This window comes from Aciditerrimonas ferrireducens (assembly GCF_023130475.1).
GTDB lineage: Bacteria > Actinomycetota > Acidimicrobiia > Acidimicrobiales > UBA8190 > Aciditerrimonas > Aciditerrimonas ferrireducens.
The window spans coordinates 237,490-261,049 of the sequence record NZ_JAKHEX010000001.1 but is presented as its reverse complement, the minus strand read 5'-3'; the positions used below and the strand labels follow the sequence as shown (position 1 = coordinate 261,049).

The following is a 23,560-nucleotide window of genomic DNA, read 5'->3' as shown; positions in this document are numbered from 1 at the left end:
CTAGGGGCTGGCCGACCCCTCGGCTCGCGAAGGCCGGGCAGCCCGGACCGCCGCTTCCAGCTCGGCCAGGACCGCGTCGGCCAGCTCGGGGTCGAGCGCCTCGACCATGAGCCGGACCACCGGCTCGGTGCCGCTCGGTCGGACCAGCACCCGGCCGTCCCGGCCGAGCCGACGGGCCGCCTCGGTGACCGCGTGGCGGACCCCGGGATCCTCGACGCACCCCCCCGGGTCCGCCACCGCCAGGTTGACCAGGCGCTGGGGCACCCACGTGAGGGCGGCGTCGGCGAGTTCGGCCAGGGACCGTCCCCGGCGGCGCACCAAGTCGGCGAGGAGGACAGCGGTGAGCAGGCCGTCCCCGGTGGTCGAGAGCTCCCGGAAGACCAGGTGGCCGGACTGCTCGCCCCCCAGGGCCAGGCCCTCGGCCTCGAGGGCTTCGAGGACGTAGCGGTCCCCGACCGGGGTCTCCCGCAAACCCACCCCGAGCTGGTCCAAGGCCCGCCTGAGGCCGAGGTTGGACATGACCGTGGCCACCACGGCGTCCCCCGGGAGCCGACCCCGCTCCCGGAGGTCGGCGGCGAAGAGGGCGAGGAGGTGGTCGCCGGTCACCAGCTGGCCCCGGTGGTCGACGGCCACCAGCCGGTCGGCGTCGCCGTCGAGGGCCAGGCCCAGCTCGGCCCCCTCGGCCACCACTGTGCGGGCCAGGCCGTCGGGGCAGGTCGAGCCGCAGCCGTCGTTGATGTTCGCCCCGTCGGGGGCGGCCCCGAGGACCGTGAGCCGGGCCCCGAGGGCCTCAAGGAGACGCGGACCGAGACGGTAGGCGGCGCCGTGGGCGCAGTCGAGCACGACCCGCAGGCCGGCGAGATCCCGGCCCTCGAGGGCCTCCTGGAGGGCCGCGAGGTACCCCTCGGCGAAGCCGGCCCCGTCCTCGACCGCCCCCACCCCCAAGCCGGTGGGGGGTCGAGGGCTGGTGGGCGGCGGACCGGTCAGCCACGCCTCGGTGCGTTCCGCCAGGGTCCGCTCGTCGGCGTCGGTCAGCTTCCGGCCGCCGGGCCGGAAGACCTTCAAGCCGTTGTCCCCGAAGGGGTTGTGGGAGGCCGAGACCACGACACCGGGGACCCCTTCCCGGCTGGCCGCCCAGGCCACCGCCGGGGTGGGGACCACCCCGAGGTCCACGACGTCGCAGCCCCCGCTGGCCAGACCAGCGGCCAGGGCCGCTTGGAGCATGGGGCCGGACCGGCGGGTGTCCCGCCCGACCACCACCCGCGGGGCCCGGAAGACCTCGCTGACCGCCCGGCCCAGGGCCAGGGCCACGTCGACGCTCAGCTCGGCGTTGGCGACACCCCGAATGCCGTCGGTCCCGAAACGGACCGCCACCGGGGAACTACCGCTTCGAGTACTGGGGGGCCTTCCGGGCCTTCTTCAGGCCGTACTTCTTGCTCTCCTTCTCCCGGGCGTCCCGGGTGAGCAAGCCGGCCTTCTTCAGCGCACCCCGCTGCTCGGGGTCCAGGGCCACGATGGCCCGGGCGATGCCGAGCCGCAGGGCGCCCGCCTGCCCCGAGACGCCGCCGCCGTCGATGGTGGCGTCGATGGCCAGGCCCTCGGGCACCTGGGCCACCCGCAACGGTTCGGTCACCAGGTGCCGGTGGGTGGCCGACGGGAAGTAGTCCTCGAGAGGCCGGCGGTTCACCGTGATGGCCCCGCCCTCACCGGGCCGGAACCGGACCCGGGCCACCGCCGCCTTGCGACGGCCCGTGGTCTGGCACAGCGGGGCGGGCAGCTTCGGCTTCCTGGACACGCAGTGCTCCTTACTCGTCCGTCCCGACCGCCGGTGCCATCTGCGCCCGCGTCCTCAACTGGCTGCCCGGTCGCGCCGGGCCTGGGGCAGGACCAGGGGGGCGGGCTGCTGGGCCTGGTGGGGGTGGTCGGGACCGGCGTAGACCTTCAGCTTGCCCAGCTGCTGGCGGCCCAGGCGGTTCTTCGGCAGCATGCCCCGCACCGCCCGGCGCACCACCTCCTCGGGCCGGGTCACCAGCTGGTCGCTGACCCGCTCGGCCTTCAGGCCCCCGGGGTAGCCGCTGTGGCGGTAGACCATCTTCTGCGCCGCCTTGCCGGCGGTCAGGACCACCTTGTCGGCGTTCACCACGACGACGTGGTCGCCCATGTCGACGTGGGGGGCGAAGGTCGGCTTGTGCTTCCCTCGCAGGCGGCTGGCCACCTCGGCCGCCAAGCGACCCAGGACCAGGCCGTCGGCGTCCACCACCCACCAGTTGCGGGTCACGTCCTGGGGCTTGGGCGAGAAGGTGCGCACGCGGCTTCCACTCCGGTCCGGTCGACGGGCAGCCGGGCAGCCTGGGCGGCGCCACGGCGAGGGAAGAGCATAGCGTCCGGGGCGGCCCCTGGACAACCCTCCCGCTCAGGGGACGGGCGGGTCGGGGGGGAGCGGGGTGGGCCCCGACGGGAGGCCGTCGTGGGGCGGGTAGCCGACGGCGAGGAGGGTGAGGCCACCGGGGGGAGCCGGGGCGGGGAGGCCTTGGCGGGAGCCCTGCAGGAGGACCTGGTGCACGTCGGCCACCGTCCGGCGGCGCTGGCCGACGGCCACGAGGAGGGCGACGGCCGAGCGGACCATCTGGTGGCAGAAGGCCTCGGCCCGCAGCTCGACCTGCAGGAGCCGACCCCAGGTGGGCACAAGGCCGTCGTCTCCGGCCAGGGGCCGGACCGTGGCCGAGAGGACCCGGCGCCAGAGGGGCTCGTGGGGAGGGTGGCCAGGGGGACGCCGGCAGAGGGCCCGGAAGTCGTGCCGGCCGACCAGGACGTCGGCCGCCTGGGCCATGGCCCGGTCGGCCAGGGGCCCCGGGACGCACCAGACGAGGCCCTCCAGACGGGGGTCGGGGTAGTCGGCCTCGTGGAGCAGGTAGCGGTAGTGGCGCCAGGAGGCGCTGCGGCGGGCGTCGAAGCCGGCCGGTGCCGGGGCGAGCTCCCGGACCACGATGTGGGGCGCCAGGAGACGGCCGAGGCGGTGCCGGAGACGCTCGAGGGCGGCCGGGTCGGTCGCGTCGGGCCAGGACGGCAGGTCGACGTGGACCACTTGGCCGAGGGCGTGGACCCCGGCGTCGGTCCGCCCGGCCGCGACGATCCGCGGCGGCGGACAGCGGAGGACCGTGCCGAGGGCCTCGGCCAAGGCCCCGGCCACCGTGCGCTGGCCCGGCTGGGCGGCGAAGCCCTGGAAGGCCCGGCCGTCGTAGGCCAGGACGAGCCGGAGCCGCAGCGACGGGGGCTCGGGAGTGGGGGCCTCGAGGTCGAAGAGGGTCACACGAGCTCGATCCGCGCCATGGGGGCGTTGTCCCCCTGGCGCGGCCCGAGCTTCAGGATCCTGGTGTAGCCGCCGGGCCGGTCGGCGTAGCGGGGCCCGATCTCGGCGAAGAGCTTCCGGGCCATCTCCTTGTCCCGGATCAGGGCCACCACCTGGCGTTCCCGGTGCACCCCGCCCTTCTTGGCCGCGGTGATGCAGCGCTCGGCCACCGGGCGGAGGAGCTTGGCCTTCGTCTCGGTGGTCACGATGGCCTCGGCTGCGATGAGGGAGGCCACGAGGTTGCCGATCATGGCCTTCTGGTGGGCGGCGTCACCGCCCAGCCGCTGGCCTCGCTTGGGAGTCCCGCGCACCGCTTTCTCCTCAGTCCTTGACCCGCAGGGACAGGCCGCGTTCGTCGAGCCGCTGGACCACCTCGTCGAGGGACTTCTGGCCGAAGTTCGTGATGGCCAGCAGGTCCTCGGCGGTCCGCTGGATGAGCTCCCCGATGGTGTTGATCTGGGCCCGCTTCAGGCAGTTGCGGGGCCGCTCGGAGAGGTCGAGGTCCTCGATGGGCAGGTCCAGGTCGGGGGAGCCCGGCGCGGTGGTGCCCACTTCGCCGAGCTCCAGGCCCTGGGGGGCCTCCTCGAGGTCGGCCACCAAGGACACCAAGGACCGAAGCGTGTCGCCAGCCGAGGCCAGGGCCTCGCGGGGCGTCACGGACCCGTCGGTCTCGATCTCGAGGACCAGGCGGTCGTAGTCGGTGGACTGCTCCACCCGGACCGGCTCGACCGAGAAGGCCACCCGGCGGACGGGGGAGAAGATGGCGTCGAGGGGGATGACCCCGATGGTGCCGCTGCCCCCCTGGCGGACCCGCTCGGCGGAGGCGTAGCCCCGGCCCCGCTCGACGGTGAGGTCCATGGCCAGCCGACCCTTGGCGTTGACCGTGGCCAGGTGCAGCTCGGGGTTGAGGACCTCCACCTCGGCGCTGCCCTGGAGGTCGGCCCCGGTCACCTCGGCCGGGCCCCGGACGTCGACCCGGAGCTGGACCGGCTCGTCGGCGGTGCAGCGGAGCACCAGGTCCTTGATGTTGAGCAGGATGTCGGTCACGTCCTCCTTGACCCCCGGCAGGGTGGTGAACTCGTGGAGGGCGTCGTCGAAGCGCACCTGGGTGACGGCCGCGCCCGGGATGGAGGACAGGAGGGTGCGGCGCAGGGAGTTGCCCAGGGTGTGCCCGAAGCCCGGCTCCAGGGGGCTGATGGCGAAGCGCTGGAGGTAGGGGTCGGGCTCCCCGAGGGCCTCGACGGTGGGACGCTGGATGATCAGCATGGCGACAGCTCCTCAGCGGGCGGTGGGGCGCGGGCCCAGGCGGGCCCCGGTGACGGTCACTTCGAGTAGAGCTCGACGATCAGCTGCTCGCGCACCGGCTCGTCGATGTGCTCGCGCTTGGGCAGGCTGGCCACGGTGACCTGGAAGCGGTCCGCGCTGGCCTCCAACCAGGGCGGCAGGGGCCGGTCCACGGTGTCCAGGTTCCGCCGGACCACGTAGAGCTCCTTGCCCTTCTGGGTGAGGGCGACCACGTCCCCGACCCGGACCCGGTAGCTCGGGATGGTCACCCGCTTGCCGTTCACCAGGACGTGCCCGTGGCGGACCAGCTGGCGGGCCTGGGCCCGGCTGGCGCCCCAGACGGCCCGGAAGGCGACGTTGTCGAGGCGGAGCTCCAAGAAGCGCAGGAGGTTCTCACCGGTGATGCCCGGCTGGCGGCTGGCCTCGGCGTAGAGGTTCCGGAACTGGCGCTCGAGGACCCCGTAGATCCGCCGGGCCTTCTGCTTCTCCCGCAGCTGGGCCAGGTACTCCGAGCCCTGGCGCATCCGGTCGCGACCGTGCTCGCCGGGCGGGTAGGCCCGGCTGTGCCGGTCGGTGACCGCCTCGGAGACCGGGCACTTCATGGAGTAGCACCGCTCGCCCTTCAAAAACAGCTTCGTCCGCTCCCGCCGGCAGAGCCGGCAGACCGGTCCGATGTACCGAGCCATGTCTGGCTGCGCTCCTCGCTAGACCCGCCGCCGCTTCTTCGGGCGGCAGCCGTTGTGGGGGATGGGGGTGACGTCCTTGATGCCGGCCACCTCGATGCCGGCCGCCGCGATCGACCGGATGGCCGTCTCCCGCCCTGAGCCGGGCCCTCGGACCAGCACGTCGACCTTGCGGACCCCGTGCTCCATGGCCCGCCGGGCCGCCTGCTCGGCCGCCATCTGGGCGGCGAAGGGCGTGGACTTCCGGGACCCCTTGAAGCCGACGTTGCCGGCCGAGGCCCAGGCCAGGACGTTGCCCTCGTGGTCGGTGATGCTGACGATGGTGTTGTTGAAGGAGCTCTTGATGTGGGCCACGCCGTAGGCCACGTTCTTGCGCTCCCGCCGGCGGGGCCGACGGCCACCCCCGGTCGCGCTCTTCTGGGTCCTGGCCATCAGTGCTTCCGAACCTTCTTCTTCCCGGCGACGGTCTTCTTCGGTCCCTTGCGGGTCCGGGCGTTCGTGTGGGTCCGCTGCCCCCGGACCGGCAGGCCCCGACGGTGCCGGAGGCCCTGGTAGCAGCCGATCTCCATCTTCCGCTTGATGTCCTGGGCGACGTCCCGGCGGAGGTCACCCTCGACCTTGAGGTGCTGGTCGATGTAGGCCCGCAGGCGGGCGACCTCCTCGTCGGTCAGGTCACGGACCCGCGTGTCGGGGTTCGTGCCGGTCTGCTCGCAGACCTGCCGGGCCATGGTCGGCCCGATGCCGTAGATGTAGGTGAGCGACGCCTCCAACCGCTTCTCGCGGGGGATGTCGACACCGGCGATTCGTGCCACCGTGGTCCCCTTCCTCGTCCCCTACTGCCTCGCTCAGCCCTGCCGCTGCTTGTGGCGCGGGTTCTCGCAGATCACCGTCACCCGGCCGTGGCGGCGGATCACCTTGCACTTCTCGCAGATGGGCTTCACGCTCGGTCGAACCTTCATCGCCTCGCTCCCTGCTCGCCTCTCCGGAGGGCCTCGCGCCGGAGACTGGCCTGCCCGTTGGGCCGGCTGCCCGTTCGCCGGTCGCTCACTTGTAGCGGTAGGTGATCCGACCCCGGGTCAGGTCGTAGGGGGTCAGCTCAACCTGGACCCGGTCCCCCGGCAGGATGCGGATGCGGTGCATGCGCATCTTGCCGGAGCTGTGGGCCAGGACCTTGTGGCCGTTCTCCAGCTCGACCCGGAACATGGCGTTCGGCAGCGGCTCGACCACCGTCCCCTCCAGGACGATGGCGTCCTCTCTCGGCTTGGGCAGGTTCCTCCTCCTCGCCTTTGCTGGCTCCGCACCACCGGCCCGAGGGGCCGATGCCTGGTCACGCGGCCCCGTCAGGCCGTCCGACCGGGCCCCGAGGCGCGCCACAGGGCCGCTCCGGGACGGTCCACGATGCTACCACGTCGCCACGTCGCCTGGCTCCCCGGGGTCGGCGGAGGACCGCAGGACGACCGGCTCAGGGGAGGGTCAGGACCTCGGGGCCGTCGTCGGTGACGGCGATGGTGTGCTCGAAGTGGGCCGAGCGGGACCCATCGGCGGTGACCACGCTCCAGCCGTCGGCCAGCAGGACGGTCCCCGGCCCGCCGGCGTTCACCATGGGCTCGACGGCGAAGACCATGCCGGTCTTGAGCAGGGGACCGGGGTTGCCGGGCCAGTAGTTGGGCACCTGGGGCTCCTCGTGCATGGCGGTGCCGATGGCGTGGCCCACGTACTCCCGGACCACCGAGAACCCAGCGGCCTCGGCCACCCGCTGGACCGCCCGACCGACCTCGTGGAGGCGGTTGCCCGGGCGGAGCTGGTCGATCCCGGCCCAGAGGCTGGCCTCGGTGACCTCGATGAGCCGGCGGGATGCCTCGTCGACCTCCCCGACCGGGGCGGTGTAGGCGGCGTCCCCGTGGTAGCCCTCGACGATGGCCCCGCAGTCGATGGAGACGATGTCGCCCTCCTCGAGGACCCGGGGGCCGGGGATGCCGTGGACGATGACCTCGTTCGGGGAGGTGCAGATGACCGCCGGGTAGCCGTGGTAGCCGAGGAAGTTCGACCGGGCCCCTCGCCGCTCGAGGACCTCCCGGGCCACGGCGTCGAGCTCGGCGGTGGTGACCCCGGGCCGGATGGCGGCGCGGGTGGCCTCGTGCATCTCGGCCACGACCCGGCCGGCCCGGCGCATCTTGGCCAGCTCCTCGGGACGGCGCCTCACGAGGCCCCCCCCTTGGTCCCCCGGCGGCGGGGCCGCGCCGGCCGGGGGGAGCGTCGCTCCTCGATCGCCCGGACGATCCGTCGGGAGACGGCCTCGACCGTCCCGACCCCGTTCACCTGGGCCAACTGGCCCCGCTCGGCGTACCAGGCGATGAGGGGCGCGGTCTCCCGCTCGTAGAGGGCCAGGCGTCGACGGATGGCCTCCTCGGTGTCGTCCTCCCGCTGGACGACCTCCCCGCCGCAGACGTCGCAGGTCCAGTTGACCTTCGGCGGCGCCTGGACCGAGTAGTTGGCCCCGCAGTCGCTGCAGACCCGCCGGTCGGCCAGGCGCTTCAAGACCCGCTCGGTGGGCACCTCGATGTCGATGGCCAGGTCGATGTCCAGGGGGGCGAGGATCTGGGCCAGCATCTCGGCCTGGCGGACGGTGCGGGGGTAGCCGTCGAGGATGAAGCCCCGGGCCCGAGCGTCGGGCTCGGCCAGGCGCTGGGCCACCATCTCGCCGACCAGCTCGTCGGAGAGCAGCTCGCCCCGGTCCATGACCTCCCGGATCTTCTCGCCCAGCGGCGAACCGGACTTCACGGCGGCGCGCAGCATGTCGCCCGTCGAGATGTGCGGCACCACGTAGAGGTGCGAAAGGCGCACGCACTGTGTTCCCTTGCCGGCCCCCTGCTTGCCGAGGACCACGAGTCTCGCTCCGGGTACCACCGGCCCGGCTACTGCAGGAACCCTGCGTAGTTCCGCATCATGAGCTGGCTGTCGATCTGCTTCATGGTCTCGAGGGTAACCCCGACGGCGATGAGCAGCGTCGTCCCGTAGTAGGGGTAGGCGGTGATGTGCCAGGCCGCCATGAGGAAGCTGGGGGCGACGGCCACGATGGCCAGGTAGAGGCCACCGGGGACGGTGATGCGGTTGAGGATCCGGGACAGGTACCGCTCGGTGGGCGGCCCAGGGCGGATGCCGGGGATGAAGCCTCCCTGCTTGCGCAAGATGTCCGCCTGCTGGTGGGGGTCGAAGGCCACGTAGACGTAGAAGAAGGTGAAGGCGAAGATCAAGATGCCGTAGACGACCACGTAGAGGTAGTTGGTCGGCTGGATGTGGTCGTTCACGAAGGTCCGGAAGCTCGTAGAGGGAAGGAGGTTGGAGAGCAGGACCGGGATGTAGAGCAGGGAGCTGGCGAAGATGATGGGGATGACCCCGGACTGGTTGACCTTCAAGGGGATGTAGGTCGACGATCCCCCGTAGGTCCGGCGGCCGACCACCCGCTTGGCGAAGGTCACCGGGATGCGGCGCTGGCCCTGCTCCATGAAGACCACCCAGACCAAGAGGACCAGGGTCAGCAGGACCATGACCCCGAACTCCACCTTGCCGCCCTCGGAGAGCACCCCGGCCCCCCCGGCCGGGATGCCGGCGACGACGTTCACGAAGATGAGGATGGACATGCCGTTGCCCACCCCCCGCTGGGTGATGAGCTCGGCCAGCCACATGACCAGGGCGGTGCCGGCCGTGAGGGTCAGGACGATGAAGATGGCCTTCCAGATGGTGAAGTGGAGGATGAGGTTGTTGACGTTGCCGCCGAGGAGGCTGGCGGCGTTGGTGTGGAAGACGTAGACGAGGCCCGAGGCCTGCAGGACGGCCAGGACGACGGTCAAGTAGCGGGTGGTCTGGGTGAGCTTCTTCTGCCCGACCGCTCCCTGGTCCCGCCACTCCTCCAGCTTCGGGATCACGGTGGTGAGGAGCTGGATGATGATGGAGCTGGTGATGTAGGGCATGATGCCCAGGCCGAAGACGGCCATCCGGAGGAGGCCCCCGCCGGAGAAGAGGTTGAGGTAGCCGAGGATGCCGGCCGACTTCGCCGAGGCCTCGATCTGCTGGATGGCGGAGAAGTTGACGTAGGGGACGATGACGTTCGCCCCGACCTCGTAGACGACGATGATGAACAAGGTGAAGAGCACCTTGTTCCGCAGGTCCGGGACCTTGAAGATGTTCTTGAGGCTCGACAGCATCTCCGCTCCTCCCCCACCAGGGGGTCGCTGACCGGTCTCCGGCTCGCCGGCCCGCAGGTTACCGGCTGGGGACGGACTCGGGCGGCCGGGTCCGGCGGGTCGTCCCGAGCCGGCTCAGCGGTTGGCCAGGGCGTTGCCCGCCGAGGGGGGCCGGCCGTGGCCGAAAGGCAGGGGCAGGAGCTCGACCCGGCCCCCCGCGGCCTCGACCGCCGCTCGGGCTGCCGCCGACGCCGCGTGGACACGGACGGTGAGGGGACGCTCGATGGTCCCCCGGCCGAGGAGCTTCACCAGGGCACCCTTCTTGACCAGGCCGGCCGCGGCCAGGGTCTCAGGGGTGGCTTCGTGCCCCTCGAAGCAGGCCAGGGTGTCGAGGTTGACCGGCTCGTAGGCCACCCGGAAGGGGTTGGCGAACCCCCGGAGCTTGGGGATCCGCTGGGTGAGGGGCAGCTGGCCGCCCTCGAAGCCCAAGGGGATGGTGTCCCGAGCCCCTTGGCCCTTCGTGCCCCGACCGGCGGTCTTGCCGCCCTTGCCCCCGATGCCCCGGGCCACCCGACGCTTCGCCCGATGGGCCCCGCGGGGGGGCTTGAGGTCGTGGAGCTTCACCGTCATGCCTGGGTCTCCTCCTGCCGGCGACCAGCGGTCGACCGGCGCTGGCGGGCCGCCACCTGGGCTTCCCAGGCAGCGTCCTCGAGCTCTTCCACACTGACCAGGTGGGGCACCCGAGCCAGCATGCCCCGGACCTCGGGGCGGTCCGGCAGGACCCGGCTGCGACCCACGCCCCTGAGGCCGAGGGCCCGGAGGGTCCCCCGGTGCTTGGGCTTGGTGCCGATGGACGAACGGACCTGGGTGACCCGGATGGCCCCCATCAGCTCACCTCCTGGAAGAGGTCCTGGGCACGCTGCCGCTCCCGGTAGGCCCGCAGGACGCCTCGGGGCACCACCTCGTCGGGCTCCTTGCCGCGCAGCCGGGCCACCTCCTCGGGCCGCCGGAGGGCCCGGAGCCCGGCGATGGTGGCGTGGGCGACGTTGATGCCGTTCGAGGAGCCGAGCGACTTGCAGAGCACGTCGTGGATCCCGGCCAGCTCCAAGATGGCCCGGGCGGCCCCGCCGGCGATGACCCCGGTACCGGGCGCGGCCGGCTTCAGGAGGACCCGGCCGGCCCCGGCCTCGCCGATGACCGGGTGGGTGATGGTGGAACCGGCCAAGGGCACCGAGAACATCTGCTTGCGGGCCTCTTCGATGCCCTTCTGGACGGCCAGGCCGGCCTCCTTGGCCTTGCCGTAGCCCAGGCCGACCCGGCCGTTGCCGTCTCCGACCACCATGAGGGCGGTAAAGGAGAAGCGGCGGCCACCCTTGACCACCTTGGCCACCCGGTTCACCCGGATGGTTCGTTCTTCGAACTGCCCGTCGAGCATCTCAGAACTCCAGTCCTGCCTCGCGGGCGGCCTCGGCCAGCGCGGCCACCCTCCCGTGAAAGCGGTAGCCGCCCCGGTCGAAGACCACGGTCGCCACCCCTGCCTGGCGGGCCCGCTCGGCCACCAGCCGGCCGACCTCGCGGGCAGCGGCCACGTTGCCGCCCGGCTTGTCCCGGAGGGCCGGCTCGACGGTCGAGGCGGCCGCCAGGGTCCGGCCCGCGCTGTCGTCGATGACCTGGGCGCTGATGTGTCGGGCCGAGCGGAAGACGGCCAGGCGGGGACGGGTGCTCGTGCCCTGGACCCGGCGCCGGACCCGCTGGTGCCGGCGCTGCCTGAGCTCCCGCTTGTGCTTCGCTGTCAGGCTCATCTCACTTCGCCGCCTTCCCGGCCTTGCGCAGGACGCGCTCGCCGGCGTAGCGCACGCCCTTGCCCTTGTACGGCTCGGGCTTGCGGATCTTGCGGATGTCGGCGGCCACCTGGCCGACCTTGCACTTGTCGATCCCCCGGACCACGATCCGGGTGGGGGTGGGCACCTCGAAGCTGATGCCCTCGGGGGCCTGCACCTCGACCGGGTGGGAGAACCCGAGGGCCAGCTCCAGGGCGTTTTGCCCCTTGGCCTGGGCCCGGTAACCCACCCCAACGATCTCCAGCTCCTTGGCGAACCCCTGGGTCACCCCGGTGACCATGTTGGCCACCAGGGTCCGGGTCAGGCCGTGGAGGGCCCGGCTGCGCCGCTCGTCGTTCGCCCGCTCGACGAGCAGCTGGCCGTCCTCCTGGCGGACCGAGATGGGCTCGGGGAGCTCATGGGTCAGCGTTCCCTGGGGCCCCTGGACGGTGACCAGCCGGCCCTCCACCCCCACGGTGACCCCGGCCGGCAACGGCACCGGGGCGCGGCCGATGCGGGACATCAGCGGACCTCCTCACCAGACATAGCAGAGCACCTCGCCACCGACCCGGCGCCGCCGGGCCTCCTTGTCGGTCATGAGCCCTTGGCTGGTGGAGACCACCGCCACCCCCATGCCGCCCAGGACCCGGGGCAGACGGTCGGCCTGGGCGTAGATGCGGAGCCCCGGCTTCGAGACCCGACGCAGGCCCCCGATGGTCCGGGTGCGGTCGGGGGCGTACTTCATCTTGATGCGCAGCACCGAGCCGGGCCCCTTGGGCGCCGGGGTGACCTCGTAGCCCTCGATGTAGCCCTCCTTGACCAAGATGCTGGCCAGGGCTTCCTTGAGCTTGGAGCTGGGCATGCTGACGGTGTCGTGCATCGCCATGTTGGCGTTGCGAATCCGGGTCAGCATGTCGGCGATGGGGTCGGTCATGGTCACAGGCCTGTCCCTCCCCTCACCAGCTGGCCTTCGTCACGCCCGGCACCTCGCCGGCGTGCACCATCACCCGCAGGCAGATCCGGCAGAGCCCGAACTTGCGGTACACCGAGTGGGGCCGTCCGCAGCGCCGGCACCGGCTGTAGGCCCGCACCTTGAACTTCGGGGTTCGCTGCTGCTTCTGGATCAGCGCTTTCTTGGCCATGGGGTCAGACGCCCTCCTGCCTGAAGGGGAAGCCGAACGCCCGGAGGAAGGCCCGGCCCTCCTCGTCCGTCCGGGCGGTCGTGCAGATGGTGATGTCCATGCCTCGCACCTGGTCGACGCTGTCGTAGTCGACCTCGGGGAAGATGAGCTGCTCGGTCACGCCGAAGGTGTAATTGCCCCGCCCGTCGAAGGACCGCGGGGAGAGGCCCCGGAAGTCTCGGATGCGGGGGATGGCGATCGAGATCAGCCGGTCCAGGAACTCCCAGGCCCGGTCGCCTCGGAGGGTGACCTTGGCCCCGATGGCCATGCCCTCGCGCAGCTTGAAGCCGGCGATGGACCGCCGGGCCTTGGTCACCAAGGGTTTCTGCCCGGTGATGGTGGCCAGGTCCCGCAGGGCCCCCTCCAGGAGCGAGGGGGACTGGGCGGCCCGGCCAACCCCCATGTTCACGACGATCTTCTCGAGCCGGGGGACCTGCATGACGTTGCGCAGGCCCAGCTCCTGCTGGAGCCGCTGGCGGATCTCGGCGTCGTAGCGCTGCTTGAGCCGGGGCCGCTCGGCGAGGGTGGGCGCGCTCACAGGTCCCCTCCGCACTTCCGGCAGACCCGGACCTTGCGGCCCTGGTCGTCGAACCGGACCCCGATGCGGGTCGGCTTCGAGCACGCCGGGCAGACCACGCCGACGGCGCTCACCGGCAGGGGCATGTCCTTGTCGATGATGCCGCCCTGCATGGTGGCGCCCCGGGGCTTGGTGTGGCGCTTGACCATGTTGGCCCCGTCCACGATCACCCGGCCCTCCTTGGGCAGCGCCACCATGACCCGGCCGCGCTTGCCCCGCTGCTTGCCCGAGAGGACCTCGACGAGGTCGCCCTTGCGAACCCGCATCAGAGCACCTCCGGGGCCAGGGACACGATGCGCATGAACCGCTTGTCCCGCAGCTCGCGGCCCACGGGCCCGAAGATGCGGGTCCCCCGGGGCTGCTGCTGGTCGTTGATGAGGACCGCCGCGTTCTCGTCGAAGCGGATGTAGCTCCCGTCGGGCCGTCGCTTCTCCTTGGCCGTCCGGACCACCACGCACTTGACCACGTCGCCCTTCTTCACCGCCGCCCCGGGGATGGCGTCCTTCACGGTGGCCACGAAGACGTCCCCGATGCTGGCGTAGCGCCGGCCCGAACCGCCGAGGACCTTGATGCAGAGCACCTCCCGGGCCCCCGAGTTGTCGGCCACCTTCAGTCGGGACTCCTGCTGGATCATCGTGCACGCTCCAAGATCTCCGTGACCCGCCAGCGCTTGAGCCGGGAGAGGGGTCGGGTCTCCATGACCCGGACCCGGTCGCCGACCCGGGCCTCGAGCTGGTCGTCGGCGTAGAGCTTCGTGGTCCGCTGCACGGTCTTGCCGTAGCGGGGGTGGCGGACCCGCTCGACCACGGCCACCACCACCGTCCGGGTCATCTTGTCGGACACCACCGTGCCCTCCCGGACCTTCCGCTGGCCCCGACCGGCCGACGGTGCGCCGCTCGCCCCCGAGGCCGGGGTGGCCGACGGCGCCACCGGGGCTGCCTGGTCCTCGCTCACTCTGCCTCCTCCTCGGCCTGCTCAGCCGGGTCGTCCTCGGCCGCCTGCTCGCCCTGGTCCGAGGCGTCCACCGCCGCCTCGTCCGCCGCCGCCCGGGCCGCCGCCTGCTCCTCGGCCCGCTGGCGGGCCTGGGCCAGCAGGGCCGGCGCGTGGCCCGCAGCAGCCAGGTCGGCTTCGGCCACCTCGATGTCCCGCTCCCGCAGGACCGTGAGGACCCGGGCCACGTCCCGGCGGACCTGGCCGATCCGGGCGACGTTGTCCAGCTGGCCGGTGGCCAGCTGGAAGCGCAGGTTCAGCAGCTCCCGGCGGAGCTCGGCCAGCCGGCCCTCGAGCTCCTCGTCGTCCAGGGTCCTGAGCTCGTCTGCCCGGACCATCTCAGACCTCCACCTCGGGCGTCCCGTGGCTGCCGGGACGCACGACGAACTTCGCCTTCATGGGCAGCTTCTGGATGGCCCGCTCCATGGCCCCCCGGGCCAGCTCCGGGTCCACCCCGGCCAGCTCGAAGAGGATCCGGCCGGGTCGGACCACGGCCACCCAGTGCTCGGGGTTGCCCTTGCCGGACCCCATGCGGGTCTCGGCCGGCTTCTTCGTGACCGGCTTGTCCGGGAAGACCCGGATCCACACCTTGCCGCCTCGGCGGACGTGGCGGGTCATGGCGATTCGAGCCGCCTCGATCTGCCGAGCGGTCAGCCAACCGGGCTCGAGGGCCTGGATGCCGTAGTCCCCGAACGTGACGGTCGTCCCACCCTTGGCCTGTCCGGTCAGCCGGCCCCGCTGCTGCTTGCGGTGCCGGACCTTGCGGGGCATGAGCATCTCAGTCGGCCTCCTTCCGGAAGTGGGGGGCCTCGTGGTGCTCCACCCGGGTCCGCCGCTCGATCTCCTCCTCCTCGGCCAGCAGGCGCTCGAGGTCGTCGGCCCCGTCGGCCGGAGTCGCCCCGGGCAGCGGGGCGCTCGTCGGCGCCGCGGGCGCCCCCGTCCCCGCGATGGAACCCGGCTCGCCGGCCCCGGCCCGCCGCCGCCCGCCGCCCGCGGTCACCAGCCGGCGCGGCCGGGCCTGGCCGGAGGTCTCCCCGACGGCCATGGCTGCTTCCCGCCGGATCTTCTCGTCGCTGGCCAGCCGGTAGGGCAGGATGTCGCCCTTGTAGATCCAGACCTTCACGCCGATCCGGCCGAAGGTCGTCCGGGCCTCCCGGAAGCCGTAGTCGATGTCGGCCCGCAGGGTGTGGAGCGGCACCCGGCCCTCCCGGTAGCTCTCCTTCCGGGCCATCTCCGAGCCGCCCAGGCGCCCCGAGCACTGGACCCGGACCCCTTGGGCCCCGGCCTTCGTGACCGTCTGGATGGCCCGCTTCATGGCCCGCCGGAAGGCCACCCGACGAGCCAGCTGGTCGGCGATGCTCTGGGCGATCAGGGCGGCGTCGAGTTCGGGCTGCTTGATCTCCTGGATGTTCAGCTGGATCCGGTTCCGCAGACCGGTCAGCTGCTCCAGCTCCCGCTTCAGCCGGTCGGCCTCGGCCCCCCGGCGGCCGATGACGATGCCCGGGCGGGCGGTGTGGATGTCGACCCGGAGACGGTCCCGGGTCCGCTCGATCTCGATCCGGCTGACGGCCGCCGCCTCCAGCTGGGTCATGAGCAGGTGCCGGATCCGCCAGTCCTCGACCACGAAGTCCTGGTAGTGGCGCTCCTCGAACCAGCGGGACTTCCAGTCGGTGGTGACCCCCAGCCGGAAGCCGTAGGGATTGACTTTCTGACCCATCTCAGTCCTCGGTTCCCTCGGTCTCGTCCTCGGCCGCCCCGGCCGGCTCCGCGGCCGCCGCCTGGCCCTCCTCTTCGTGGTCGCTCGCCTCTGCCAGGTCCGGCTCGGCCGCCTGGGCGCCCTCGGCGGTCGTCGACTCGGGGCCAGACTCGGTCTGCGCCACGCCGCTCCCCTCGCCGGTCAGCGCACCGGGGGCCGTTTCCTCCGGGGTCGGCTCCTCGACCTCGGGGGCCCGCGCCGGGACCTCCTCGCGACGGCTGGCCGCCACCCGGCGGGCCCGCTGGGCGGCCGTCGACGCCGCCCTGGCCCGGCGCCGAGCCAGGCGCTCCTCGGGCAGGCGGGCCACGATGACCGTGATGTGGCAACTGCGCTTGCGGATCCGGGTGGCCCGACCCCGTGCCCGGGGCCGCCAGCGCTTCAGCGTGGTGCCCTCGTCGGCGTAGCAGGCCGCGACGTAGAGCTCCTCGGGGTCCAGGCCGTCGTTGTGGGCCGCGTTGGCCACCGCCGAAGCCAGGACCTTGGCCACGACCCGGGCCGCTTCCCTGGGGGTGGCCCGGAGGATCTCCTCGGCCCGGTCGACGTCCTCGCCGCGCACCAGGTCGAGCACCTGCCGGGCCTTGCTGGCCGACATCCGGCAGTGGCGGAGCACCGCCCGGGTGCCGGGCCGCTCGTTGGTCTTCGGTCCGGCCACTCTCACCGCCTCCCCTGGCGCTCCTGGCCGGCGTGGAACCGGAAGGTCCTCGTCGGCGCGAACTCGCCGAGCTTGTGCCCGACCATGGACTCGGTGACGTAGATCGGCACGTGCTTGCGGCCGTCGTGGACGGCGATGGTGTGGCCGACCATCTCGGGAATGATCGTCGAGCGCCGCGACCAGGTCTTCACGACCCGCTTCTCGTTGGCGGCGTTCAGCGCGTCGATCTTCTTGAGGAGGTGGCCGTCGACGAACGGCCCCTTCTTCACGCTACGCGGCATGACCTGGTCCTCTCCTCCGCGACCACCTCGGGCTGGGGCTCATCGCCGCGCACCCCTGGTGCGCCGGCGACGGACGATGAGCCGGTCGGACGGCTTGTGACGGCGACGGGTCCGCCCCTCGGGCTTGCCCCAGCCCTCCCCACCCCCCAGGGGGTGGTCCACCGGGTTCATGGCCACCCCTCGGGTCTGAGGCCGCACCCCGCGCCAGCGGTTCCGGCCGGCCTTGCCGATGGAGACCAGCTCGGCCTCCGCGTTGCCGACCACCCCCAAGGTGGCCCGGCAGTCGATGGAGACCCGGCGCATCTCGGTGGAGGGCAGCCGGAGGGTGGCGTACGCCCCTTCCTTGGCCACCAGTTGGGCGCTCATGCCCGCCCCCCGGGCCAGCTTGCCGCCCTGGCCGGGACGGAGCTCGATGTTGTGGACCGTCGAGCCCACCGGCACGTAGCGCAGGGGCATGGCGTTGCCCGGTCGGATCTCGGCCCCCTGCCCGCTTTGGAGGACGTCGCCCACCTTCACCTGGGCCGGAGCCAGGATGTAGCGCTTCTCGCCGTCCAGGTAGTGGAGCAGGGCGATGCGGGCGTTGCGGTTGGGGTCGTACTCGATGGCCGCCACCTTCGCCGGGACGCCGTCCTTGTCCCGCCGGAAGTCGATGATGCGGTACTGCCGCTTGTGGCCACCGCCCCGGTGCCGGGCGGTCTTGCGGCCCTGGGCGTTGCGGCCCCCGGTGCTCGGCAGGGGCACGACCAGGGAGCGCTCGGGACGGGACCGCGTGATCTCGGCGAAGTCCGAGACCGTCTGGAACCGCCGGCCGGGGCTCGTGGGCTTGCGCTTGCGCAACGACATCGGACCCGACTCCTCAGCTCTGCTCGAACAGGTCGATGCGGTCCCCGCCCGCCAGGCTCACGACCGCCCGCTTCACGGTTGGCGTCCGCCCCACCACGCCAGTGCGGCGGTTTCGGCGCTGCTTGCCCTTGCGGACCAAGGTGTTGACCTTGGCGACCCGGACCCCGAAGATCCGTTCGACGGCCGTGCGGACGTCGACCTTCGTGGCGTCGCGTGCCACCTCGAAGACGTAGACCCCCCGGTCCATGAGGCCGTAGGTCTTCTCGGAGATCACCGGCCGGAGCAGGACCTGCTCAGCTGCTTTCATGACTCGCCGCCCTCCTCGGCCTCGGACTGCTCGGCGCTGGCCGGGACCTCGGGGGCCGCTGCCAGCGACGCCGAGGACGGCGGCTCAGCCGCAGCGCCCCTCCCCTCCGCGCCCGGCAGGGTCGCCTCGGTGAACAGCACCCAGTCGCTGCGCAGCACGTCGTAGGCGTTCAGCTCCCCAGCAGCCACCAGCTGGACCTCCGGCAGGTTGCGCAGGGAGCGGGCCGCCAGGTCGTCCTCGGGGCCGACGACCACGAGGACCCGGCCCCGCAGGCCCAGGGCGGCGAGGGCCGCCTTGGCCCGCTTCGTCGAGGGCTGCTCGAACTGCCAGCGGTCCAGCACGCAGACCCGCCCCTCCGCCGCCCGGTCGGCCAGGGCCGAGTGGAGGGCCAGACGGATCATCTTCTTCGGGGTTCGCTGGCGGTAGCTCCGGGGCTTCGGACCCAGGGCCACCCCGCCACCGACCCACTGGGGGGCCCGGATCGAGCCCTGCCGGGCACGCCCGAGGCCCTTTTGCCGGAAGGGCTTCGCGCCGCCCCCCGCCACCTCGGCTCGGGTCTTCGTCGACTGGGTCCCAGCCCTGGCCGCCGCCAGCTGGGCCGTGACCACCTGGTGGAGGACCGCCAGGTTGGGCTGGATACCGAAGACCTCGGGCGCCAGGACGAGCTCGCCCTGGGCGCTGCCGTCCATAGACCGCTTCGTCACGGTCCGGGCGACCGGGGCTGGACGGACCCGAGCCCGCCGGGCGCTTCGCTCTGCGAGAACGGTGCCCTCGCTCATGCCGAACGCTCCTGTCGAGCCGCCGGCGCCTTCACGGTGCTCCGCAGGATCACCACCGCTCCCTTCGGACCGGGGACGGCCCCCTTCACCACCACCAGCTCCCGCTCCGGGTCGGCCGTGACCACCTGGAGGTTCAAGGTGGTCACCCGGCGACCGCCCAGGCGACCAGCCATCCGGGTCCCCTTGAAGACCCGGGCCGGGGTAGCACAGGCCCCCACCGACCCGGGGGCCCGGTGCTTCTTGTGGTTGCCGTGGGCTGCCCCCTGGCCCCGGAAGTGGTGCCGCTTCATGCCCCCGGCGAACCCCTTGCCCTTGGACACCGCGATGGCGTCCACCCGCTCGCCGGCGCTCAGCAGACCGGCGTCGAGCTGCTGGCCCACCTGGTAGCCCGAGGCGTCGTCCAGCCGGAGCTCCAGCAGCCGCCGACCCGGCTCCACCCCGGCCTTCTCGTAGTGCCCTCGCTCCGGTTTCGTCAAGGTGGAGGGCCGGCGGACCCCCCAGGTCACCTGCAGGGCCGCGTAGCCCTCCTTCTCGGGCGTCTTGACCTGCACCACCCGGGCGGGCGCGACCCGGAGCACGGTGACGGGCACGACCCGTTGCTGGTCGTCCCAGACCTGGGTCATCCCGAGCTTCTCGCCCACGATCGCCTTCGTCGCCACCTTCCCGTGGTCCTCTCCGTCTCGTCTTGCGCCGGGCAGCTGCCCTCGCACGCCAACGCTCCGCCCGGGTGCCCGAGCGGAGCGCCGCACCTGGTGCGCCCCGGGGTCCCCGCCAGGGGCGGGCGCCCGGGGACGTCGACATGTCTGCCGGGCAGGGGCGTCAGCCTCGGCCGGCCGCCCGGCGAGCCGAGCGGAGATCATACACCCTCTCGGCATCCATGCCAGCCCCTCGGGGCCCCTGGCCCCGGCCGGCTCCCCGCCTCGGGACGCCGGGCCGCCGGTCCTCGGGCCGCCGGTCCTGGCCCCCGACGCGCTCGGGCCCCGGGCGTCCGCCCGGGGCCCTGCGCCGTCACGACCCAGCGGGTTCAGGCCTGCTGGATCTTGATCTCGATGTCCACCCCGGCCGGCAGGTCCAGGCGCTGGAGGGAGTCCACGGTCTTCGGGGTGTGGTCGACGATGTCGACCAGCCGCTTGTGGACCCGCATCTCGAAGTGCTCCCGGCTGTCCTTGTACTTGTGGGGCGACCGGATCACGGTGAACCGGTGCTTCTCGGTCGGCAAGGGTACGGGACCCTGGACCTTCGCTTGGGTCCGCAGGACGGTCTGCACGATCTTCTCCGTGGACTGGTCCAGGATCTCGTGATCGTAGGCCTTCAGCCGGATCCTGATCCGCTGCCTGCTCTGGTCGGCCACTTCGCCGTTCTCCTTCGGGTCGGGCCCTGGTGCGAACTACTTGAGGATCTTCGTGACCCGACCGGCGCCGACCGTCCGGCCACCCTCCCGGATGGCGAACCGCAGGCCCTCGTCCATGGCGATGGGCTTCTGGAGCTCGACGGTCATGGCCGTGTTGTCCCCCGGCATGACCATCTCGGTGCCCTCGGGCAGGCTGATGGAGCCGGTGACGTCGGTGGTCCGGAAGTAGAACTGGGGCCGGTAGTTGTTGAAGAAGGGCTTGTGCCGACCGCCCTCCTCCTTGGTCAGGACGTAGACGTTGGCCTCGAAGTTCGTGTGGGGGGTGATGGAGCCCGGCTTGGCCAGGACCTGGCCCCGCTCGACCTCCTCCTTCTTGATACCCCGCAGCAGGGCGCCGATGTTGTCCCCGGCGTCTGGGTGGGCCGCAGGCCGACGATCTCGACCTCTTCACCGACCTTGATGACCCCCTGCTCGACCTTGCCGGTCACCACGGTGCCCCGCCCGGTGATCGACATCACGTCCTCGATGGGCATGAGGAAGGGCCGGTCGATCGGCCGCTCGGGCTCGGGCACGTACTCGTCAACGGCCGCCATGAGCTCGAGGATCTTCGGCGTCCACTCGGGGTCGCCCTCGAGGGCCTTCAGGGCGGAAACGCGGACCACCGGGACGTCGTCCCCCGGGAACTCGTACTGGTTCAGCAGCTCCCGGACCTCCAGCTCGACCAGGTCGAGCAGCTCCTCGTCGTCCACCATGTCGGCCTTGTTCAGGGCCACCACGATGTAGGGCACCCCGACCTGCCGGGCCAAGAGGACGTGCTCCCGGGTCTGGGGCATGGGGCCGTCGGCCGCCGAGACCACCAGGATCGCCCCGTCGACCTGGGCGGCGCCGGTGATCATGTTCTTGATGTAGTCGGCGTGGCCCGGCATGTCGACGTGCGCGTAGTGCCGCTTCTCGGTCTCGTACTCCACGTGGGCGATCGAGATGGTGATGCCCCGGGCCTTCTCCTCCGGCGCCTTGTCGATCTGGTCGAAGGGCGTGAAGGAGACGTTCGGGTTCTGCTCGGAGAGGACCTTCGTGATCGCCGCGGTCAAGGTGGTCTTGCCGTGGTCGATGTGGCCCATCGTCCCGATGTTGACGTGGGGCTTGGTGCGCTCGAACTTCTGCTTGGCCATGGCGGTCGGTACGGCTCCTGGTCTCAGGCGGTCCCTGTCGGGCGACGCCTCCGGTTGCTCTTCGGTGGTCCTCGCTGCTCAGCAGCCAGCGGCCCAGGCGGGTGCCGGGGCCCCGGTGGGGGGCGGCGGTTCCTCGGTGGCCGGCCGTCCTCCCCCGCCTGCGGGTCGGGACCACCGGCACCAGCGGTGTGGACCGCTGGTCACCTCGGTCACTCCCCCTTCGCCCGGGCGACGATCTCCCGAGCGATGGAGTCCGGCACCTCCTGGTAGGCGCTGAACTGCATGGTGTACGTGGCGCGGCCCTGCGTCCGCGAACGCAGGTCGGTAGCGTAGCCGAACATCTCGGCCAGCGGGACCAAGGCCCGGATGACCTGGCTGGCGCCCCGCTGCTCCATGCCCTCGATCTTGCCCCGCCGGGAGGACAGGTCGCCGATGACGTCCCCCATGTAGTCCTCCGGGGTGACGACCTCGACGGCCATGATCGGCTCGAGGAGGACCGGGTCGGCCAGCTGGGCGGCCTTCTTCACGGCCATCGAGCCGGCGATCTTGAAGGCCATCTCCGAGGAGTCGACCTCGTGGAACGAACCGAAGACCAGGGTCACCCGGACGTCCACCATGGGGTAGCCGGCCAGGACCCCGTTCGTGAGGGCCTCCTGGATGCCGGCGTCGACCGCCGGGATGTACTCCTTCGGGATGACCCCGCCGGTGATCTTGTCGACGAACTCGTAGCCCCCGCCGGGCCCGGTGGGCTCGAGGTTGATGACCACGTGGCCGTACTGGCCCCGGCCACCGGTCTGCCGGACGTAGCGCTCCTCGACCTTCTCGACCGGCTTCCGGATCGTCTCCCGGTAGGCGACCTGGGGCTTGCCCACGTTGGCGTCGACCGAGAACTCCCGCAGCATCCGGTCGACCAGCACCTCCAGGTGCAGCTCGCCCATGCCCGAGATCACGGTCTGGCCGGTCTCCTCGTCGGTCCGCACCCGGAAGGTCGGGTCCTCCTCGGCGAGGGCGAAGAGGGCCTTCGAGAGCTTGTCCTGGTCGGCCTTCGTCTTGGGCTCCACGGCCACGTGGATGACCGGCTCGGGGAACTCCAGGGCCTCCAGGGTCAGGGGATGAGCCGGGTCGCAGAGGGTGTCCCCGGTCGTGGTGTTCTTCAGCCCGACGACCGCCACGATGTCCCCGGTGAAGACCGCGTCCTTGTCCTCCCGGTGGTTGGCGTGCATCTGGAGGATCCGCCCGATGCGCTCCTTGCGGTCCTTCGTGGCGTTCAGCACCGTGGACCCCTTGGCCAGGCTGCCCGAGTAGACCCTGATGTAGGTCAGCTTGCCCACGTAGGGGTCGGTCATGATCTTGAAGGCCAGCGCGCAGAACGGCTCGTTGTCGTCCGCCTTGCGCTCCACCGTCTCGCCACCGGGGCCGCTCCCGGTGACCGGGGGCAGGTCCAAGGGGCTCGGCAGGTAGTCGACGACCGCGTCGAGCAGTGGCTGGACGCCCTTGTTCTTGAAGGCCGACCCGCAGAGGACCGGCACCACCTGGGCCCCGATGGTGGCCCGCCGCAGGGCCCGACGAAGGTCCTCCGCCGTGATCTCCTCTTCGGCCAGGAACTTCTCGGTCAGGTCGTCGTCGAAGTTCGAGAGGGTGTCCACCAGCTGGTGCCGGGCGTCCTCGGCTTCCTGGACCAGCTCGGCCGGCAGCTCCTCCTCCCGCCAGCGGTCCCCCAGGCCCTCCTCCCAGACCAAGGCCTTCATGGTCAGCAGGTCGACCACGCCCTGGAAGCTGGCCTCGACGCCGATCGGCAGCTGCACCACCGCCGGGACGGCCTCCAGCCGATCCCGGATCATGGCCACCGTCCGAGGGAAGTCCGCCCCGACCCGGTCCATCTTGTTGACGAAGCAGATCCGAGGCACGTGGTACTTGTTGGCCTGCCGCCACACCGTCTCGGTCTGCGGCTCCACCCCGGCCACGGCGTCGAACACCGCCACCGCGCCGTCGAGGACCCGCAGGGACCGCTCGACCTCAACGGTGAAGTCCACGTGGCCCGGGGTGTCGATGATGTTGATCCAGTGGTCCCGCCAAGTGCAGGTGGTGGCGGCCGACGTGATGGTGATGCCCCGCTCCTGCTCCTGGACCATCCAGTCCATGGTGGCGGCGCCCTCGTGGACTTCGCCGATCTTGTAGTTCTTGCCGGTGTAGTAGAGGATCCGCTCGGTCGTCGTCGTCTTGCCGGCGTCGATGTGGGCCATGATCCCGATGTTCCGGGTCCTGGCCAGGGGAAACTCTCGAATGGGGCGTGCGTCGGCCATGCTCTGCTCTTATCGCTCGTCGGGGCTCGGGACTGGAGAACGGTCGTG

33 protein-coding genes and 4 pseudogenes are annotated in these 23,560 nt (G+C 72.0%); all 37 read right to left on the bottom strand.

Annotation, left to right across the window (positions count from 1 at the left end; translation table 11 throughout):
- The 37 genes and pseudogenes from glmM to fusA all read right to left on the bottom strand — a co-directional run bounded on the left by glmM (position 1) and on the right by fusA (position 23,512).
- Positions 1-1,374, bottom strand: a complete 1,374-nt coding sequence (glmM, locus tag Acit_RS01300; RefSeq protein ID WP_248105140.1) for a phosphoglucosamine mutase — start codon at positions 1,372-1,374, stop codon at positions 1-3.
- Positions 1,375-1,381: 7 nt separating this feature from the next.
- On the bottom strand, positions 1,382-1,795 hold the full coding sequence (gene rpsI, locus Acit_RS01295) for a 30S ribosomal protein S9 (protein ID WP_376745984.1): 414 nt from the start codon (positions 1,793-1,795) through the stop codon (positions 1,382-1,384).
- A gap of 54 nt (positions 1,796-1,849) precedes the next feature.
- The gene (rplM, locus tag Acit_RS01290) at positions 1,850-2,308 is read right to left on the bottom strand and encodes a 50S ribosomal protein L13 (protein ID WP_248105138.1); all 459 of its coding nucleotides are present in this window, start codon (positions 2,306-2,308) and stop codon (positions 1,850-1,852) included.
- A 105-nt stretch (positions 2,309-2,413) separates the two neighbouring features.
- Positions 2,414-3,310 carry a tRNA pseudouridine(38-40) synthase TruA gene (gene truA, locus Acit_RS01285; protein ID WP_248105137.1) on the bottom strand — a complete coding sequence of 299 codons (897 nt, stop codon included), beginning with the start codon at positions 3,308-3,310 and terminating at the stop codon, positions 2,414-2,416.
- Entirely contained in the window at positions 3,307-3,660 is a 354-nt protein-coding gene (gene rplQ / locus Acit_RS01280; RefSeq protein ID WP_376745983.1) for a 50S ribosomal protein L17, read from the bottom strand. The genes truA and rplQ overlap by 4 nt, the downstream gene beginning before the upstream one ends.
- A gap of 10 nt (positions 3,661-3,670) precedes the next feature.
- A complete protein-coding gene (locus Acit_RS01275; protein WP_248105134.1) occupies positions 3,671-4,615 on the bottom strand; it encodes a DNA-directed RNA polymerase subunit alpha in 945 nt (314 codons plus the stop codon).
- A gap of 56 nt (positions 4,616-4,671) precedes the next feature.
- Positions 4,672-5,319, bottom strand: coding sequence for a 30S ribosomal protein S4 (gene rpsD, locus Acit_RS01270; protein WP_248105132.1), 648 nt, complete (start codon positions 5,317-5,319; stop codon positions 4,672-4,674).
- Between the two features lie 18 nt (positions 5,320-5,337).
- Positions 5,338-5,748, bottom strand: coding sequence for a 30S ribosomal protein S11 (gene rpsK, locus Acit_RS01265; protein WP_248105129.1), 411 nt, complete (start codon positions 5,746-5,748; stop codon positions 5,338-5,340).
- Positions 5,748-6,128, bottom strand: coding sequence for a 30S ribosomal protein S13 (gene rpsM, locus Acit_RS01260; RefSeq protein WP_248105125.1), 381 nt, complete (start codon positions 6,126-6,128; stop codon positions 5,748-5,750). Before rpsM ends, rpsK begins: the two co-directional genes overlap by 1 nt.
- A gap of 33 nt (positions 6,129-6,161) precedes the next feature.
- Positions 6,162-6,275 (bottom strand): 50S ribosomal protein L36, encoded by a 114-nt coding sequence (gene rpmJ / locus Acit_RS01255; protein WP_248105124.1) that lies wholly within the window; start codon positions 6,273-6,275, stop codon positions 6,162-6,164.
- 85 nt (positions 6,276-6,360) lie between these two features.
- Entirely contained in the window at positions 6,361-6,585 is a 225-nt protein-coding gene (infA, locus tag Acit_RS01250; RefSeq protein WP_248105307.1) for a translation initiation factor IF-1, read from the bottom strand.
- Between the two features lie 193 nt (positions 6,586-6,778).
- Positions 6,779-7,519: a type I methionyl aminopeptidase gene (gene map / locus Acit_RS01245; RefSeq protein WP_248105123.1), complete on the bottom strand. Its 741-nt coding sequence runs from the start codon at positions 7,517-7,519 to the stop codon at positions 6,779-6,781.
- Positions 7,516-8,223 carry an adenylate kinase gene (locus Acit_RS01240; RefSeq protein ID WP_248105122.1) on the bottom strand — a complete coding sequence of 236 codons (708 nt, stop codon included), beginning with the start codon at positions 8,221-8,223 and terminating at the stop codon, positions 7,516-7,518. Before Acit_RS01240 ends, map begins: the two co-directional genes overlap by 4 nt.
- 8 nt (positions 8,224-8,231) lie before the next feature.
- Positions 8,232-9,521: a preprotein translocase subunit SecY gene (gene secY / locus Acit_RS01235; protein ID WP_248105121.1), complete on the bottom strand. Its 1,290-nt coding sequence runs from the start codon at positions 9,519-9,521 to the stop codon at positions 8,232-8,234.
- Positions 9,522-9,635: 114 nt separating this feature from the next.
- Complete coding sequence (rplO, locus tag Acit_RS01230; protein WP_282435898.1) at positions 9,636-10,130, bottom strand: 50S ribosomal protein L15; 495 nt, start codon at positions 10,128-10,130, stop codon at positions 9,636-9,638.
- On the bottom strand, positions 10,127-10,387 hold the full coding sequence (rpmD, locus tag Acit_RS01225) for a 50S ribosomal protein L30 (protein WP_376745982.1): 261 nt from the start codon (positions 10,385-10,387) through the stop codon (positions 10,127-10,129). The genes rplO and rpmD overlap by 4 nt, the downstream gene beginning before the upstream one ends.
- Positions 10,387-11,054, bottom strand: a pseudogene (gene rpsE / locus Acit_RS01220) (30S ribosomal protein S5); the annotation flags it as partial. The gene rpmD and the pseudogene rpsE, both read right to left, overlap by 1 nt.
- A pseudogene (gene rplR, locus Acit_RS01215) lies at positions 11,000-11,302 on the bottom strand (50S ribosomal protein L18); the annotation flags it as partial. The pseudogenes rplR and rpsE, both read right to left, overlap by 55 nt.
- A gap of 1 nt (position 11,303) precedes the next feature.
- On the bottom strand, positions 11,304-11,843 hold the full coding sequence (gene rplF / locus Acit_RS01210) for a 50S ribosomal protein L6 (protein WP_248105116.1): 540 nt from the start codon (positions 11,841-11,843) through the stop codon (positions 11,304-11,306).
- A gap of 12 nt (positions 11,844-11,855) precedes the next feature.
- Positions 11,856-12,260, bottom strand: a complete 405-nt coding sequence (gene rpsH, locus Acit_RS01205) for a 30S ribosomal protein S8 (protein WP_248105115.1) — start codon at positions 12,258-12,260, stop codon at positions 11,856-11,858.
- 16 nt (positions 12,261-12,276) lie between these two features.
- Positions 12,277-12,462: a type Z 30S ribosomal protein S14 gene (locus Acit_RS01200; protein WP_248105114.1), complete on the bottom strand. Its 186-nt coding sequence runs from the start codon at positions 12,460-12,462 to the stop codon at positions 12,277-12,279.
- A gap of 4 nt (positions 12,463-12,466) precedes the next feature.
- Positions 12,467-13,039: a 50S ribosomal protein L5 gene (gene rplE, locus Acit_RS01195; RefSeq protein ID WP_312708973.1), complete on the bottom strand. Its 573-nt coding sequence runs from the start codon at positions 13,037-13,039 to the stop codon at positions 12,467-12,469.
- Positions 13,036-13,344, bottom strand: a complete 309-nt coding sequence (rplX, locus tag Acit_RS01190; RefSeq protein ID WP_248105113.1) for a 50S ribosomal protein L24 — start codon at positions 13,342-13,344, stop codon at positions 13,036-13,038. The genes rplE and rplX overlap by 4 nt, the downstream gene beginning before the upstream one ends.
- Positions 13,344-13,712, bottom strand: a complete 369-nt coding sequence (gene rplN / locus Acit_RS01185; RefSeq protein ID WP_248105112.1) for a 50S ribosomal protein L14 — start codon at positions 13,710-13,712, stop codon at positions 13,344-13,346. Before rplN ends, rplX begins: the two co-directional genes overlap by 1 nt.
- On the bottom strand, positions 13,709-14,032 hold the full coding sequence (rpsQ, locus tag Acit_RS01180; protein WP_376745981.1) for a 30S ribosomal protein S17: 324 nt from the start codon (positions 14,030-14,032) through the stop codon (positions 13,709-13,711). The genes rplN and rpsQ overlap by 4 nt, the downstream gene beginning before the upstream one ends.
- A 173-nt stretch (positions 14,033-14,205) precedes the next feature.
- Positions 14,206-14,406 (bottom strand): annotated as a pseudogene (gene rpmC, locus Acit_RS01175) (50S ribosomal protein L29); the annotation flags it as partial.
- Between the two features lies 1 nt (position 14,407).
- Positions 14,408-14,845: a 50S ribosomal protein L16 gene (gene rplP, locus Acit_RS01170; protein WP_248105111.1), complete on the bottom strand. Its 438-nt coding sequence runs from the start codon at positions 14,843-14,845 to the stop codon at positions 14,408-14,410.
- Position 14,846: 1 nt separating this feature from the next.
- The gene (gene rpsC / locus Acit_RS01165; RefSeq protein ID WP_376745980.1) at positions 14,847-15,785 is read right to left on the bottom strand and encodes a 30S ribosomal protein S3; all 939 of its coding nucleotides are present in this window, start codon (positions 15,783-15,785) and stop codon (positions 14,847-14,849) included.
- 1 nt (position 15,786) lies between these two features.
- Entirely contained in the window at positions 15,787-16,476 is a 690-nt protein-coding gene (gene rplV / locus Acit_RS13790) for a 50S ribosomal protein L22 (RefSeq protein ID WP_376745979.1), read from the bottom strand.
- Positions 16,477-16,478: 2 nt separating this feature from the next.
- A complete protein-coding gene (gene rpsS / locus Acit_RS01155; protein WP_248105110.1) occupies positions 16,479-16,757 on the bottom strand; it encodes a 30S ribosomal protein S19 in 279 nt (92 codons plus the stop codon).
- A gap of 39 nt (positions 16,758-16,796) precedes the next feature.
- Positions 16,797-17,600, bottom strand: a complete 804-nt coding sequence (gene rplB, locus Acit_RS01150) for a 50S ribosomal protein L2 (protein ID WP_248105109.1) — start codon at positions 17,598-17,600, stop codon at positions 16,797-16,799.
- 13 nt (positions 17,601-17,613) lie between these two features.
- Positions 17,614-17,907, bottom strand: coding sequence for a 50S ribosomal protein L23 (rplW, locus tag Acit_RS01145; protein WP_248105107.1), 294 nt, complete (start codon positions 17,905-17,907; stop codon positions 17,614-17,616).
- Entirely contained in the window at positions 17,904-18,596 is a 693-nt protein-coding gene (gene rplD / locus Acit_RS01140) for a 50S ribosomal protein L4 (RefSeq protein ID WP_376745992.1), read from the bottom strand. The genes rplW and rplD overlap by 4 nt, the downstream gene beginning before the upstream one ends.
- A gap of 86 nt (positions 18,597-18,682) precedes the next feature.
- Positions 18,683-19,345: a 50S ribosomal protein L3 gene (gene rplC, locus Acit_RS01135; RefSeq protein ID WP_248105104.1), complete on the bottom strand. Its 663-nt coding sequence runs from the start codon at positions 19,343-19,345 to the stop codon at positions 18,683-18,685.
- A gap of 365 nt (positions 19,346-19,710) precedes the next feature.
- Complete coding sequence (rpsJ, locus tag Acit_RS01130) at positions 19,711-20,037, bottom strand: 30S ribosomal protein S10 (RefSeq protein WP_248105103.1); 327 nt, start codon at positions 20,035-20,037, stop codon at positions 19,711-19,713.
- 36 nt (positions 20,038-20,073) lie between these two features.
- A pseudogene (locus tag Acit_RS01125) lies at positions 20,074-21,209 on the bottom strand (elongation factor Tu).
- Between the two features lie 209 nt (positions 21,210-21,418).
- Entirely contained in the window at positions 21,419-23,512 is a 2,094-nt protein-coding gene (fusA, locus tag Acit_RS01120; protein ID WP_248105102.1) for an elongation factor G, read from the bottom strand.
- Between the last annotated feature and the right edge of the window lie 48 nt (positions 23,513-23,560).